General features: G+C 62.2%; 14 protein-coding genes. 13 read left to right on the plus strand and 1 reads right to left on the minus strand.

The features are described from left to right. Positions 1-6: 6 nt before the first annotated feature. Genes EWH21_RS16460 through EWH21_RS16500 form a run of 9 tightly spaced genes read left to right on the plus strand, consistent with a single transcriptional unit; the run spans position 7 to position 11,288 of the window. Complete coding sequence (locus EWH21_RS16460) at positions 7-1,152, plus strand: PilZ domain-containing protein (RefSeq protein ID WP_277698849.1); 1,146 nt, start codon at positions 7-9, stop codon at positions 1,150-1,152. Positions 1,153-1,159: 7 nt separating this feature from the next. Next, the gene (locus EWH21_RS16465) at positions 1,160-2,635 is read left to right on the plus strand and encodes a sel1 repeat family protein (protein ID WP_134675487.1); all 1,476 of its coding nucleotides are present in this window, start codon (positions 1,160-1,162) and stop codon (positions 2,633-2,635) included. Continuing rightward, a complete protein-coding gene (locus EWH21_RS16470) occupies positions 2,632-4,044 on the plus strand; it encodes an alginate export family protein (RefSeq protein ID WP_277698850.1) in 1,413 nt (470 codons plus the stop codon). Before EWH21_RS16465 ends, EWH21_RS16470 begins: the two co-directional genes overlap by 4 nt. Before the next feature lie 17 nt (positions 4,045-4,061). Continuing rightward, on the plus strand, positions 4,062-5,492 hold the full coding sequence (locus tag EWH21_RS16475) for an MBOAT family O-acyltransferase (RefSeq protein ID WP_277698851.1): 1,431 nt from the start codon (positions 4,062-4,064) through the stop codon (positions 5,490-5,492). Between the two features lie 10 nt (positions 5,493-5,502). Then, the gene (locus tag EWH21_RS16480) at positions 5,503-6,579 is read left to right on the plus strand and encodes an alginate O-acetyltransferase (protein WP_277698852.1); all 1,077 of its coding nucleotides are present in this window, start codon (positions 5,503-5,505) and stop codon (positions 6,577-6,579) included. A 26-nt stretch (positions 6,580-6,605) separates the two neighbouring features. Continuing rightward, positions 6,606-7,247 (plus strand): alginate O-acetyltransferase AlgF, encoded by a 642-nt coding sequence (locus EWH21_RS16485; RefSeq protein ID WP_277698853.1) that lies wholly within the window; start codon positions 6,606-6,608, stop codon positions 7,245-7,247. A 34-nt stretch (positions 7,248-7,281) separates the two neighbouring features. Then, positions 7,282-8,700: an alginate biosynthesis protein AlgX gene (locus EWH21_RS16490; RefSeq protein ID WP_277698854.1), complete on the plus strand. Its 1,419-nt coding sequence runs from the start codon at positions 7,282-7,284 to the stop codon at positions 8,698-8,700. Beyond that, on the plus strand, positions 8,691-9,794 hold the full coding sequence (locus EWH21_RS16495) for a polysaccharide lyase (RefSeq protein WP_277698855.1): 1,104 nt from the start codon (positions 8,691-8,693) through the stop codon (positions 9,792-9,794). Before EWH21_RS16490 ends, EWH21_RS16495 begins: the two co-directional genes overlap by 10 nt. A 15-nt stretch (positions 9,795-9,809) precedes the next feature. Then, entirely contained in the window at positions 9,810-11,288 is a 1,479-nt protein-coding gene (locus EWH21_RS16500; protein ID WP_277698856.1) for a right-handed parallel beta-helix repeat-containing protein, read from the plus strand. A 31-nt stretch (positions 11,289-11,319) separates the two neighbouring features. Here the strand turns inward: EWH21_RS16500 and EWH21_RS16505 are convergent, their stop codons facing one another. Beyond that, positions 11,320-12,000, minus strand: coding sequence for a polysaccharide lyase family 7 protein (locus EWH21_RS16505; protein ID WP_277698857.1), 681 nt, complete (start codon positions 11,998-12,000; stop codon positions 11,320-11,322). An 801-nt stretch (positions 12,001-12,801) separates the two neighbouring features. On the opposite strand from EWH21_RS16505, the gene EWH21_RS16510 reads away from it, so the two are divergent. The 4 genes from EWH21_RS16510 to EWH21_RS16525 all read left to right on the plus strand — a co-directional run bounded on the left by EWH21_RS16510 (position 12,802) and on the right by EWH21_RS16525 (position 15,080). Continuing rightward, positions 12,802-13,212 (plus strand): hypothetical protein, encoded by a 411-nt coding sequence (locus EWH21_RS16510; RefSeq protein WP_277698858.1) that lies wholly within the window; start codon positions 12,802-12,804, stop codon positions 13,210-13,212. Positions 13,213-13,315: 103 nt separating this feature from the next. Continuing rightward, entirely contained in the window at positions 13,316-13,777 is a 462-nt protein-coding gene (locus EWH21_RS16515) for a hypothetical protein (protein ID WP_277698859.1), read from the plus strand. 537 nt (positions 13,778-14,314) lie between these two features. Continuing rightward, positions 14,315-14,716 (plus strand): GFA family protein, encoded by a 402-nt coding sequence (locus tag EWH21_RS16520; RefSeq protein ID WP_152489152.1) that lies wholly within the window; start codon positions 14,315-14,317, stop codon positions 14,714-14,716. A gap of 64 nt (positions 14,717-14,780) precedes the next feature. After that, complete coding sequence (locus tag EWH21_RS16525; RefSeq protein WP_277698860.1) at positions 14,781-15,080, plus strand: hypothetical protein; 300 nt, start codon at positions 14,781-14,783, stop codon at positions 15,078-15,080. The last annotated feature ends 130 nt before the right edge of the window (positions 15,081-15,210 follow it).

Below are 15,210 nucleotides of genomic sequence, written 5' to 3' on the forward strand. Positions count from 1 at the left end.
AATGCTATGAGTAGCACCACTGTCCTACCTGCAAACGTTGTTCATGAAGCGATCGATGAACGCCAGTTCGTTCGCGCCAAGATCCCTGCCCGCCTGACCCTGGCAGGCAACGGCATCAAGGAACTGGAGTGCGAGATCCAGGACATTTCCCTGGGCGGAATCGGCCTGCTGCTGGATCAGCCGCTGAAGATCGGCAGCCTGTTCAACGGCTCGATCAAGCTGAACCTGCACACGGTCGACCTGAACATCGATACCAAGCTGAAGATCGTCTCGCAGCGCGGCCGCGAAGTCGGCGCCGAGTTCGTCGAGCTCGACCGGCAGAAGCGCGACATCCTGCGCTACATCATCTCCGCCTACATGTCCGGCGACATCGCCGACATCAACGGCCTGTTCAACGTCATGCAGCGCGAGAACTACATCAAGGAGCGCAAGACCAAGCAGGCCAGCGCACGCACGCCCGCAGAGCGCCTGAAGGCGGCCCTCGGTTCGCTGCTGTTCTTCTGCGCCGGCGCCGCCGCAGTGACCCTGATCGTCTACAAGAGCTACCTGCTGTTCTTCCAGATGCCTGCCGCGCAAGCGGTCGTCGGTGCCAACGCCTACATCGTCAGCATGCCGGAGAACGGCAACCTGCGTTACCTGATCGGCGCCGAGCAGACCAGCGTCAGCACCGGGCAACCACTGGCCAGCGTCTCCACGCAACTGGCCAGCAGCCTCACCAGCCCCGCCGACATCGCCGCACTGGGCGACCTCAGCGAGCAGGATGTCGCCGCCCTGCTGGGTCGGGTCACGGTGGAAACGGTGATCGCCAGCCCGTGCAACTGCAGCCTCTACTTCCCTGCACCGCGCCTGGACGGCTTCGCCTACAAGCAGCAGGAGCTGGTCCATCTGCTGCCGCAGGACCAGCCACTGAACATCAAGGCCAGCGTTCCTTTCGAGCGCATGGACAAGCTCGAGCGGGTTCGCGCGGTGGAGATGCGTGTACTGGGCAGCGACGACACCTTCTCCGGCGAGATCGTTTCCAGTCGCGTGGACGATCAGCGGCAGATGGTCGAGCTGACCATCAAGCCGGATCACCCGCTGCCGCTCAGCACCTATCAACTGCCGGCCGCCGTCGAGTTCAAGCTCGGCCTGCCCCTGCGCTGGACATTCTGAGGTCACCATGTCGCTCAGATCGCTCCTGTGCACCACTGCCCTGTCCCTGGCCATCGCCGGGCCGGCGCAGGCGGCCCGCAGCCTCGAACAGATTCGCTACGCGCTGTTCCAGGACAACCTGGCGCCGGTGGAGGAGGACCTGCGTGCCCTGGCCGCCCGTGGCGACCTGGGCGCGACGCGACTGCTCGGCGAAGTGCTGGCGAGCCGCAGCCCGGCAAACACCGCACGCGCCATCGAACTGTTCAAGCAGGCCTTCGCCGAGGGCCGCGGCGATATCGGCGCACTGGTGCCACTGGCGCGCCTGGTGGACTACAAGCCGCGCTGGCAACAGGCCAACCGCGCCTACATGGAGCAGGCGCTGCAGCGTTTCAAGGCCGGGCGCGACTTCATCAGCGTCGACACCCGCCTGGAAGTGTTCCTGGTCTTTCCCGAGCTGTTCGACGCGGCACAAGTCACGCAGTTGATCGACCTCTATGACCGTGCCTGCCTGGTGTATTGCCACGCCCCGCTCTACCGCGCCGTCGCGGCGGCCCGTGCCGGTGACACCGAGTCTGCGGACAGGTGGTTCCGCCTGGCGGTGGAAAGCGACCCGCGCGCCGTGTACCGCTACTACGATTTTCTCGGCGAGGCGCGCAACCAACGTTTCCGCGCGTTCGCCGAGCAACTGGCGCCGCGCATGGCCACCCTGCCGGTCGACCTGGTGCAGCGCATCGCCCAGCAACTGACCGAGGTGCGCAACGCCGAGATCAGCGCCTACAACAACAGCCGCCCGCTGTCGCGTGCGCAGACCGACGAGGAGAAACAGGCCCGCGAGCTGAAGGCCCAGGCACACGCCAGCCTCATCGAACAGCTCGACCGCGAGGTGCTGCAGTGGCTGGACAACGCCATCGCCCGCGACTTTGGCCCGGCGATGGTGAGCAAGGCCAACTTCCTCATGACCGCTCCGGATCGCTACGGCCCGGAGCCGGTGGTGGACCTGGTCCAGCGCCTGGAACAGCGCCAGGGACAGAACCTCAGCCTGAGCATGGCCGAGCGTGAGCAGCCCATCACCCCGCAACACATCAAGGCCCTGCGCGCCAGGCTGCACATGGTGCTGTGGCGCACCCTCGATCCGCACCTGAGCCAGCGCCTGATCGCCGAGCTGCAAGCCGAGCACTACCCCGAAGCCACGCTGCTCGAAGGCGACATGTACAACCAGGGCGTCCTGGACGAGCCCGATCAGGAACGGGCCCTGGCGCTGTACCTGCAGGAAGCCAGGGCTGGCTCGATCAACGCCCTGATGCGCATTGCCCGCCTCTACACCTATGGCCGCGCCATCTGCCGCGACAACGCCAAGGCCTACACCTTCGCCTTCGCCGCTCAGGAACTGGGCGATCAACGCGCAGCAGCGCTGACGCAGGCGCTGGGCTCCAGGCTGACGCCCGAGCAACGCACCGCCGCCACCCGTGATGGCAACCGTCTCATCGAGGAGTTCGCCCTGTGATCCGCCCCAACGCCCTGCGCTGCGCCGCCCTGTTGCTCGCTTGCCTGCCCCCGTTCCTGGCGCAGGCCGATGAGCTCGACAACCCGGCGGCCGAGGCCGGCAGCCTGTCGCCCGAGCTCGAACCGGTCACCTCGCTGCTGACCCACAAGCTGTTCATGCGCACCGGCTATGGCCCCGACGAGACCCGCCTCGGCGAGGATCGCCGCACCTTCTTCAGCCTGCGCTACGAGCCGTCCTACCGCTGGTACTCGCCCGAGCAGCGCTGGGCCAGGTGGGAGCTGTTCGGTCGCCTGTGGCTCAACTACGACACCGACCCGAATGCCCTGCAGAACACCGAGGGCAGCGACGAGAACCTGAGCCGGCGCCGTCATGCCTACAGCGAGGCCCGCGAGTTCTACGCACGCCGCAACCTGCTCGGCGACGACCCGCGCTTCTCCGCCACCTTCGGCCGCCAGCGCTTCAGTGATCGCTTCGGCATCTGGTGGGACGACAGCATCGAAGCCCTGCGCCTGGACTACAACGACAGCTTCGCCAGCGGCTTCGTCGCCGTCGCCGAGAAGTTCTACTACTACAACTCCGACGACAATCGCCTCGACCCGCGCGACAAGAACATCCGCTACCTGATGGCCGAGTACGCCTGGCGCTGGCATGCCGATCACTGGATCGGCGCGCGCCTGCTGCACGAGGACGATCACTCGGGCAGCTCGGTGGATGATCGCCAGGACTTCGACGGCCTGCGCTACGGCATCTTCCTGCGCGGCGACACGCGCCAGCTGACCTCGCTGGTCAGCGACTACCAGCTGGAAGCCGTGCGGCTCGACGGCACGCAGGACATCACCCAGGCCAACGGCCAGCGTGAGCGCAGCGACAAGCGCGGCTGGGCGCTGGTCGGCGATGTCGGCAAGCGTTTCGAGAGCCTGCCCTGGACCCCGCGCGTCGGCCTCAGCGCCGGTCTCACCGACCGCCCGGACGACAGCGGCAACGACGGCTTCAGCCTCAACCGCATCCAGTCGGACCGGCGCAACGACCCCTTCAGCTACAGCAGCCGCCTGGTCAGCAACCTGGTCAGCGTCAACCTGAGCAACCTGGCGTTCTATGGCATCAGCCTGGAAACCCAGCCGACCGACCGCAGCCAGCTGGACATGCGCCTGAGCGATCTGCGCCTGCGCAATGCCTCCGCGCAGCTGCCACTGCGCACCACCACCGATGGCCTGGTGCGTGACAGCGGGTCGTCGCACCTGGGCCAGGTGCTGGACATCAATCACTACTGGCGCATGTTCCCGCTGGCCTACGACGGCAAGCGCATCCAGCTCAACACCCTGACCAGCCTGAGTTACTTCAGGGCCGGTAGCGCACTGGAGATCGGCGACGACTACCAGGTGACGCTGGGCATCACCCTGACCTACTGACCGAGAGCAGCGCCAGCATGATCTTCGCCTCCAATGTCTTCCTGTTCCTGTTCCTGCCGGTCTTCCTGCTCTGCTATTACCTGGCCAGGGATCACTGGCGCTCCTACGTGATCGTGCTCGGCAGCTACCTGTTCTACGCCTGGTGGCGGCCCGACTTCCTGTTGTTGTTCGTCGCCATTTCCTACTGGAACTACTGGTTCGGCCTGCGCATCAAGGCACGAATCGGTGCCGGCGAGAAGCAGATCGCCTTTCGCCTGCTGAGCGTCGGCGTGATCGGCAACCTGGCCACCCTCGGCTACTTCAAGTACGCCAATTTCGGTGCCGACGTGCTGGTCGCGGTACTCGAGCCGCTGGGTATCAATACCTTCACCCTGGAACACATCATCCTGCCGCTGGGCATTTCCTTCTATGTGTTCCAGGCCCTGAGCTACATCGTCGACATCTACCGGCGCAACGCGGAGCCCACCGATCGCTTCGTCGATTTCGCCGCCTACATCGCCCTGTTCCCGCAGCTGATCGCCGGGCCGATCCTGCGCTACAGCCTGATCGACAAGCAGCTGAAGAACCGTAGCCACTCCCTGGAACTGTTTTCCCTGGGCGCCTGCCGCTTCATGCTCGGTTTCATCAAGAAGGTGCTGATCGCCGACTCCCTGGCGCCGATGAACACGCTGTTCATCGGCGGTGGCGAACTGCAGATGGCGGACGCCTGGTTCGGCCTGCTGGTCTCCGCGCTGCAGCTGTACTTCGACTTCTCCGGCTACAGCGACATGGCCATCGGCCTGGGCATGATGATGGGCTTCCGTTTCGCGGAGAACTTCAACCAACCCTACATCGCGCAGAGCATCACCGAGTTCTGGCAGCGCTGGCACATGACCCTGGCCGACTTCCTGCGCGACTACGTGTACATGCCGTTGGTGCGCAAGCGCCTGGTCGGCATGCTCGTCGGCCTGGTCATCACCATGATGCTGTCCGGCCTGTGGCACGGCCCCAGCTTCGCCTTCATTTTCTGGGGCCTGTTCTTCGGCATCGCCATGGTCATCGAGCGGCGGCTGGGCATCGCCACCAAGATCAACACGCCCTACAACTTCTGGCGCAACGCGCGCTGCATGTTCGTCCTGGCGTCCTGCATGCCGTTGTTCTTCACCGGCGCCCTGCCCCACGCCCTGCAGATCTACAAGGCGCTGATCGGCCTCAACGGCTTCGGCTCGCTGGACCTCTACTGGTTCGGCACCTCGGCCATGACCATGACCTTCACCCTGATCGCCCTGCTGTGGATCGTAGTCGCCGGTTCGATCAACATCCGCTACTACGCCAACGCCGGCCAGCAGGGGTACTTCATGCAGCACGTCAGCGGCGTCGGCATGCTCCTGCTGTGGCTCGGCTTCCTGCTGACGCTCACCCGCCTGGCGGCGAATTCCTTCTCCCCTTTCCTGTACTTCCAGTTCTGAGGTTGCCGACATGTTTCCGGTGATGAGTTCGGCCAGCAAGATCAACGGCATCCTGTTCTGCGTTCTGCTGTGCGGCATGTTCCTGTACTCGCTGCCTGCGGTGCTCGCGTTCTCCAGCACCCAGACCCAGGCCCTGTCGCTGTTTCTCGACGGCAAGCTGGTGCGCAAGTTCGAGCAGTTCTACGACAAGCGCCTGTTTCTGCGCGACCCGTCCGTGGAGCTGTGGGCGAACATCCAGCAGGCGATCTTCCGCGAAGGGGCCAGCGGCGTGGTGCTGGGCCGCGATGGCTGGCTGTTCACCAACCAGGAGTACCTGCTGCCCAGCGACCTGGAGCAGAACCTGGACAAGCAACTGGCGCTGATCGACAAGGTCCACGCGCAACTGGCTCAGCAGGGCAAGCAGCTGATCATGCTGCCGGTGCCGATGAAGCTCGACACCTACGCCGAGCACTCGAACTACGCGCCGGCCGAGCGAATCAGCAGCCTCTACCAGCAGTTCAGCCAGCGCCTGGCCGAGCGCGGTATCGACAGGGTCGACCTGCGCAGCGCGTACCAGGACGTCGCCGCCGCCGAGCCGCTGTTCCTGCGCAACGACACCCACTGGAGCCCGAAGGGGGCCGAACTGGCGGCGCAGACCCTGGCCCGACAGTTCCCCCAGCTGCGCGGCGACACGCCCTACATCACCCAGGCCGCCGGCGAAAAGCAGATCACCGGCGACCTGCTCAACTACCTGAAATTCGACCCCAGGCTGGCGCCCAGCTACTTCGAACCGGTGTACATCCAGCTCCATGAAACCCTCAAGCACGACAGCGGCGGCCTCGGCGCCAGCCTGTTCGGCGACGAGGCCATTTCCCTGGCGCTGGTGGGCACCAGCTACACGCGTATCGACGACTGGAACTTCGCCGGCTTCCTCAAGCAGGCGCTGCAGCGCGATCTGGTGACCGTCGCCCTGGAAGCGCGCGGCCCGTTCCAGTCCATGAACGAGTTCCTGGCCGGCCCTGCCGCCAGTGGCGACGAGGTGCAGACGGTGATCTGGGAGTTCCCCGTGCGCACCCTCCTCGCCCAACGCCAGATCCCTTCTCCCTGACATCTCCACCAGCCAGAGGTACCCCTATGCCCGCCCTCATTCTTCGCGTCATGACCCTGCTGCTGCTCGGCAGTGCTTGCGCCCAGGCCGCCCAGGACAGCAATGCCGACCTCTATGACCCGGTCGCCCCGGCCAACTCGGCCTTCGTGCGGGTACTGAACCTCAGCGACAGCAACGTCGAGGTCACGCTCAGCGGCAAGAACAAGCCCCAGTCCGTCACCGGCGGGCAGTTCGGCGGCTACCGTTTCGTCGCTCCCGGCGTGCAACGCATCACGGTCGCCGGCCAGGTGCTGGAGCATGAACTCAAGGCCAATACCGCCAGCACGGTGCTCTATCGCGACGGCCAGCTGCAACTGATCGCCGACCAGTTCGTCAACGAGCCGCGCAAGGCGCAGATCGCGTTCTACAACTTCACCGCCAAGCCGGCGGCACTGAAGACCCTCGACGGCCAGCATGTGGTGGTCGACATGATCGAACACGACCAGACCGGCAGCCGCATGGTCAACGAGCTGAAGATCGCCTTCGCCGCCTACGCCGGTGACGCCAGGCTGGTCGACTTCGACGAGCTGTTCCTGAAGAAGGGCCGCTCCTACAGCTACGCCCTCCTCCCGGCAGGCAGCGGCTTCCGCGCGATTACCCTGGCGAACAGCATCGACCCGACGGAATGACTCCCGACGGCCTGGCCAAACAAGTGAGCGGACGATGACCTGCAAACGCATGAAGCACCCTCTACTACTGGCGGTCGGCAGCCTGATCGCCGCCGGCGCTTGCGCCACGCCTGCCGTTGCGCAAGCCGAGCAGGCCGAAGAGTGCCAGGACCTGCAATGCCTGATCTGCCCGCGCCTCAGCGCCCCCGAGGAATACGCCGAGGGCAACATGAAGGCGCTCAAGCAGATCGTGCCTGGTAAGGATCGCTGGCTGTTCCGTTCGGAGGTCGACCTGACCAATGACTTCGGCATTCCAGCGGCTGCACAGCCGGAGTTCGCGCGCCTGATGCAGGCCTTCGCCAAGCACGGCACGCAGGTCGCGGTAGCCGTGCAACCGACCCGAGGGCTTATGCACCGCGCCCAGCTGCTACCCGGGCAAGCGCATGGTTTCGACTACCAGAAAGCCAGCGGCAGCCTGCGCCGGTTCCTGCAGCAGATGCGCGACGCCGGCGCCATCGTCCCCGACATCATGACCCTGGTGGAACATCCGCCCAAGGACTTCTTCTTCCGCCGCGACCACCACTGGACCCCGGTAGGCGCAGAATCCACGGCCCGTCTGACGGCCGAGGCCATTCGCCAGAGCCCGGTCTATGCGCAACTGCCGCGCAAGGGTTATGTCACCGAGCAGACCCTGACGTTGTACAAGGACGGCACGCTCAACCTTGGCCTGGCGGCGATCTGCGGCAACCACTTCGGCTACCAGTTCGTGCCCGGTTACCAGACCGTGCCGGAGAGCAACGACGCCGCGCTGCTGTTCGAAGAACAGCCCGACCCCGAGGTGGTGCTGGTAGGGACCAGTAACTCCGCTGCCCGCGAGGATGAGACCAAGCAGTTCAACTTCGACGGATTCCTCAAGCAGTACCTCAGCACCGACCTGATCAACTACGCGCTGCCGGGGGCCGGCCAGGACGGCTCGCTGCTGGAATACCTGCAGTCGAGCAACTACTCGCCGGACAAGGCACCGAAACTGATCATCTGGGAGCTGCCGGCCAACTACCGGCTGGACGGTGAGCTGACCTACCGCCAGCTGATCCCCGCCGTGAACGGCGGCTGCAAGGCCAGCGACAGCGTGCTGCAGGCCCAGCTGGAACGACCGGGCATGGGCCTCAACGACCGCCTCGAGCTGCTCAGCAACACGGGGGCGGCGCGTCAGAACCTCAAGGGCCGCGACGCCGTGCTCGACATCCGCATCAGCGATCCCAACATCAAGAACTTCTACATCATCACCTATTACGACAACGGCACCCGCGACAAGGTGTGGTTCCGCCGTGAAGCCATCGTCACGGGCGGGCAGTACTACCTCGAACTGAGCCGTGCGCCGGAATTCCGCGACGCCAACCTGCTGTCGGTGCTGCTCGAACCCACGCAGACCGTCGAGCAGCCCTTCAAGATCGAGACCAAGCTATGTCTGTGAGCGCCCGCCTGACGGCCCTGCTGCTGTTGCTCTGCGCCTCGCTGGGCGCCAACGCGGCCCAGTCGATCTGGGCACCGCAGTCGACGGCAGCGTCACGCCTGGTCGGCGACTATCGCCAGGAGCGCTGCCCGAAGACGCCGCCAGCCGCCTACACCGGCCACTTGCAGCTGGACAGCAAGTACGACCAGCGCGACCCCAGCAAGAGCCGCCTGGTCGCTCGGCAGAGCAAGGACACGCAGCGCATTCGCAAGCAGGTGCAGGGCTATATCGGTGGCCTGATCAAGGCCACCCAGGTGTTCCAGCGCACGCAAAAGGCCAACGAGGCCAACATCGCCCTGGCCTGCCTGGATCAGTGGCTCGACGCCTGGGGCAGCCGCTCGGCCCTGCTCAGCGATGACGCCAGCAAGACCGGCGTGGCCTCGCGCAAGTGGGCCCTCGCCGCCATCGCCTCGACCCTGCTCAAGGTGCAGGCGCTGAGTGACCAGCGCTATCGGTTGAGCCCCGTGCAGACGCGCTGGCTGCAACAGCTGTCCGCCAAGGTGATCGCCGAATACGAGCCTCGTCGCCACGACAGCGGCATCTACTTCAACAACCACGACTACTGGGCGGCGTGGGCCGTCGCCGCCACCGCCATGTTGCTCGATGACGACAAGGGCCTGGCCTGGGCAGACGTCGCCCTGCGCCGGGCGTTCAGCCAGCTCGCCCAAGGTAAGGGGGACTATGAGTACCTGCCGCTGGAAGTCGCCAGAGGACGCCTGGCCGCCGACTACAGCCATTACGCGCTGGTGCCGCTAATGCTGCTGGTCGAGGCCGCGGAATTCAACGGTCGCCCGCTCAGCGAACAGGAGCGCAGCCAGCTCGCCGGCCTGGCTAACTTCGCCGCTCGCGCCGTGCTGGATCCCGGGACCGTCGCCGAACTGAGCGAGCGCCAGGCCGATGTCGGCCCGCACAAGATGGTCTGGCTGCTGCCGTTCCTCAACCGCTATCCGCAACACCAGTGGGGCCGCCGCCTGTACCAGGCACACGGCGAGGAGATCAACCACTACAGCCAGGTAGGCGGCGACCTCAAGCCGCTGTATCCCCGGCCCAACTGACCCAGGATTGTCGCCATGTCACAGGCTCTGACCCTTTCCCGCGCACTGCTGCTGATGACCTGCACCCTCAGCCTCGCGGCCCTCGGTGCACCAGCGGCCCTGCACACGCTCGACCCGCACTGGCAGCAGCAGCAACAGCAGCGCAGCAGCACGCAGATCATGCAGCGCAGTCAGCCTCCTGTACTCGACATGCAGGCCCCCGGAAAGCGCGGCAGCGTCAGCCTGGAGCCCATGTACTCCGCGCAGGCCGGCAGCTGGCCGTTCGAGCCGTTCGTGCACAACGGCCTGTTCCGCGCCATCGCCAGCTACCAGGCGCAACACCCGCGTGCCGTGGTGATCCGTGGCGGCAGCATCACCCTGGAGCAACTGCGCACGCAACTCAACGATGCCCGGGTCCTGGGCCGCCATGACGACGGCTACCTGCTCAGCTACCCGCTGATGATCGCCGACGATGCTGCACTGCTGATCGACGACCAGGTGCTCTACCTGTTCGGTCCATCCGGCACGGCACTGATCAACCAGGGGCTGCTGCGCGTGCAGAACTCAAGGCTGCAGAGCTGGAGCGACGGCCGTGCCACGGACACCGACCGCCCCACCCGCCCCTTCATCATGAACTGGGCCGGCAGCCGCCTGCAGATCGAGACCTCGCAACTGGTCAGGATCGGCTACAACGCCAACCTCTCGCGCGGCGTCAGCAGTGGCCTCAGCCCGCACCAGTCGGCGAATCGCCCTCCGGCACAGATCCTGATCGAGGGTAGTCGCTTCGAGGAAATGGCCAGCGCGCTGGAGCTGAATCACAGCCAGGCACTGGTGCGTGGCAACCAGTTCATCAGGCAGCAGCAGTACGCCATCGACCTCGGCAACAGCCGCTTTCTGCTTGCCGACAACCGCATCGACGGGGTGAAGAACAACAGCGGCGTGCGCGTCAGCGGCAGCAGCAGCGGGCGCATCCAGAACAACCTCATCCTGCGCGCGGGCAAGAGTGCCATCGAAGTCAGTGCGCAGCACGGCGCCCTGCTGATACAGGGCAACCGCCTGGGTGCATCCCTGGGCTACGGCCTGATGCTGCGGCAGATCGGCGATGGTTCGGGACTGCTGGTCCAGGACAATCTGATCGCCAACAGCAGGCTGAGCGCCATCGACGCAGCCGAACTGAGCGGCGCGCTGATCCTCGACAACCGCATCCATTCGACACCGGAATACGCCATCAGCCTGCGCAACGCCCAACCCGGCGCCGGCCGACTGGTCATCACCGGCAACCGCCTGGAAAGCATCGGCAAAGCCATGATCCGGGTAGAGGGCATGCAGGACACCATATTGGGCGACAACCACTTCAAGGCCACTCCGCTGCTGCAGAACCTGCTGACAGGCGACCTGCTGCCGCTGCAAAGCCAGATACTCGACAGCACCGTACGCCGTCGCTGCCACCTGCAGATCTCGCAGTTCCAGGGCGCAGAGGCCGACTCGACTGACGCCCCGACCTGCAGCAACTAGCCGACGCGGACCGATCGACGGAACAACGCAGCTAACGATGCTCGACCTTCAACTGGCTGAAGGTCGCCGCTCCCGCATTGGTTTCATTGCCGCTGTTGTCGAGGGTGTAGACCCCCGCCTTGAAGTACAACGCATGGCTTGCCCATGCCTTGTTCAAGCTGCGACTCCAGGTCTTCACCGCTCCACCCGGCTCGACCAGGCCAATGCTCAGCGTGCCGTTCTTCGCCAGGTGAATTTCATAGCTGAAGTCCTGATCCAGCCTCACCTTGCTCGACAACACGATCTTCAACGAATCGGCGTCGGCAGGATGTCCGCGAAACGCGATCACCACGTTGCCGTAACCCGTCTGCGGCACATACTGGTAACCCAGCATCAAGGGCGGTGAAGTGCCCTGCTTGGAGTGAATCTGCGAGAACGCCAGCATGCCGCTGGCAGGCACCTGAGTGATTCTGGCGGTCGCGCTCAGTACGTCGGTCGCAGCAGTGTAGGACCAGTTCCGCAGCGTGCCATCGGAATAGGTTTCCCTCAGTTCGCTGCGCGGGTACACCGAGTTGCTGGTGGTAGAGCCATTGGCCGGCGCCCAGAAGAAAATCCGCCCGTCGCGGGACTGAAAGTAGTCATCCTGATACCCGCCGACCAGGAGAGGCGTATCGATGACAGTCGCAGGCACGCCTACGGGAATGGTGAGGTTCCAGGTGGCAAGATCGATCATGACTGAACTCCATGGATAAAACGGCCAACGCAGGCCTACTCAGTCCCGCCAGACCGCCGCCCCACGAGAACGCGGGCACGACCTCCGACTTGCAACCGAGCTTATCGCCGGGTTCAGCGGTGATTAACGACCACTCATCATGATTTTGGCGCTGCTTTTTTGACTAACGCCGCAAGCCGGTTGAACACCCCGCCCTTTGCCTCATCGCATAACGATTCCTTTGCCGGGAGACAGCGTCGAGCCCTCACAGGATCGACCTTTTCCACTCCCCGAGAGGATGCAAGGAATGTGAGCGAGTCGAAGGTTTACCGACGCCAAAGGTGTCGGTACGCCTCGTCGATACGCCAAAGCGCAGGGGTTTTGACGCTTTGCACGCCCCAGAAAACAAAAGCCCCGAAACGCTGGATGTTTCAGGGGCTTAAGCTTGAGATATGGCGGGAAGATGGGGATTTGATCCCGCTCAGACGGCTGCCCGTCGCTGCCCTTCTGTGCCCAACGTCAGCAAAATCGGGGGTTCCGTCTCATCGCAGCTGCCCACTGATGCCCTATGTCGCCCGTTAATTTCGCCACTTTATCGACACACTGCCTAGACAGTCGTGTTGGCCATCGGTAGCGTCTAGCCACCACAGCAGCCTGGATCGTCCGACGTGAGCAACCCTGCATGTCGCGTTGCGCCTAGTGGGCCGTGTCTTCATTCTGGCCTAGGACCTGGCGCCTCTCCGGGGAGGTGATCAGACAGCAGCGGTCATGTCATGCGACGGCAAGGTCGCCTAACTAATAGGCATGCACTAAAGGAATAGTATGCGCTCAGCAAATCTAATAATTACTGGTGGCATCGCTGCACTCTCTACATGCCTCGCCATCTATGCCTTCCCAGTTGGGACAAAGGAGCTTCATCGTTGGGCGCTGGTGCTGGGAACGTTTGCAAGCATTGCGTGCATCTCATGGCTATTCTTTGGCGCGCTCCTTTTATCAAAAAACAATAGCCTTAAAGGCCAGACACTCATCTTGCTTGGCTATGTATCTGCCCTTGTACTGTGCGCTATCTCTGGCGGTAGTTTCGGCGCCTTGTACTTTATAATGCACGCAGAAAAAGTCGACTTCATAACGGCTTTCAAATCTACTGCTATCGTCATGCTTGGCGGCCACACTATAGCCGCTGCGATATTCAGCTGGGCACTTGTTTATCTGAAAAGAATCCGCACCACATAACGCATGAAGAAAGAGCTAAAGGGGACAGATTTATTTTCGATGGGCGATTGCAATAAATAAATCCGTCCTTTTTCATCCCCACCAACCAAGCATCATACACCTTATGCAGTTACCGATTAAACTCGATAATGCCTTAAGCTTCACCCATGGATTTCTCAAGGCACTAGAAATAGTTGCGAACAGAAAAGCAGGAATCTCTGTAGGCATTTATAAGCGCAACGGAACGCTAGAAGCCGACCTAGCCTTGCACCTCAAGAAGTGTAAAATCCAATACTCAACAATAAAAACATCACTTTCAAACCGCGACGAATTTATAAAAAAGTCCTGGAGCCCGCTAGACATATCACTCTCTCACCTATTTCCTACCGTTCGAGAAGACCTAAAGTGGCAATTCGAAGAGTGCGTCGGCCTGCTTTCTACCGCAATTGATGAACATGGACCGTTCAACCCTCTCTTCAGCGCTCCAATTCATGAAGTTAAATTCACAAGTGACAATGAATTTCCTCTGCACACTCTTGAGATCGGCGGTTGGACACTTGTATTTTCCGGCGAATACAGCGCATAACAACATGTTGAAGCCGCTCGCCGGACAGACCTAACACTAACCCCATAATCAGACATCAGGCATTTATTTTGCGAAAACTATTGGAATCTGACAGCCTTATCCAGGTAAATCTGATAGCTAGCTACCTGCAAAGCAATGGCATAACTGTAAAAATACTGAACGAACACCAGAGCTCCATCCGCTCGGTTATTTCCTTTAACAAACCCATACACCCTGAACTCTGGGTACACCCCGAACAGTTTGAAGCTGCTGCCAAACTTGTCGGCCGATTTCAATACGAACAAGAATCAAATTATTCGCAAAGCGAAGCCGAGTGGCGGTGCAAAAACTGCAAGGAAAGCAACCCTGGCAACTTCATGTCTTGCTGGGCCTGTGGAAGCCACAATTAATCTTCCTTATGATTTACGGCTTGAATACCGGTTGAGCACGCCTAACAAGCGGCTCAATCCGTCTGTTTCCCTCACTGGTACAGGCTAACACCTGCGCCTTAAGTAAACGTCATGCCTGATTAATATGTAGACCATAGAAGAGATAGCTATGACTAAGCATGTTGGCTCTTGTCTGTGCAGCACAGTGAAATTTGAGATCCATGGAGATTTCGACAGCTTTTACCTGTGCCACTGTAAGCACTGCCAAAAGGACACTGGCTCTGCTTATGCATCAAATCTGTTTTCGCAGTCAGCTAAACTGACCTGGCTGGCGGGTGTAGATTCTGTGACCTCCTTTACGCTCCCAGGCACCCGCCACAGCAAAAGCTTTTGCCGGTCGTGTGGCTCAGCATTGCCCAGCACTCAACTTACAAACCTGCTCGTTGTTCCTGCGGGTTGTTTGGACACAGAAATTGCTACGCTGCCGACTGCGCAAATTTTCACATCAAGCAAAGCAGTATGGGGTCGGGCGACTGGTGATGTGCCAGAGTTCAAAGGGCTGCCAGAGTAAGAGAAGCTCACCTTCTTGCATAGCAGCTAGAATCTGCCCCTGAACCAAACATTAGGTGCCCAGGATGATTGTCTTCGCTTTTTTTGTTTGCTTCGTTGTGGCTACCACGGCGCTCGCTTTTGCAAAGCTGAGGCCCAAGGGTGCCTCCCCCGATCACATCCGTGCATTTGATCGCTGGACCTGGTTGCTCGCTGCAGCTGCGGCGCTGGCCAGTGCTCTGTTCGCCTGGCCTGTCGATACGGACTCAATGGACAGCCTCTGGCGGCCTGCAGCGGCAGCGTTCAATGCATCAATCGCCTGGGCAATGGTGCTCCTGGGTGCAACGGCCATTCGGTACACCCTCTTCCGTGGGCAGCACACCTGATCACTGGAAAGCAGTGAGCGTCGAACCCGTTTGAACTGCTGTCCGTTACTGCCCTTCCCTGCCCAACACTAGCAAAACTGGGGCTTTCGCCCCTTCTCTTCTGCCCATTGCGGCACTCTGTGGCCGTTGA

Source organism: Pseudomonas sp. REST10 (assembly GCF_029542605.1).
GTDB classification, from domain to species: Bacteria; Pseudomonadota; Gammaproteobacteria; order Pseudomonadales; family Pseudomonadaceae; genus Aquipseudomonas; species Aquipseudomonas khazarica.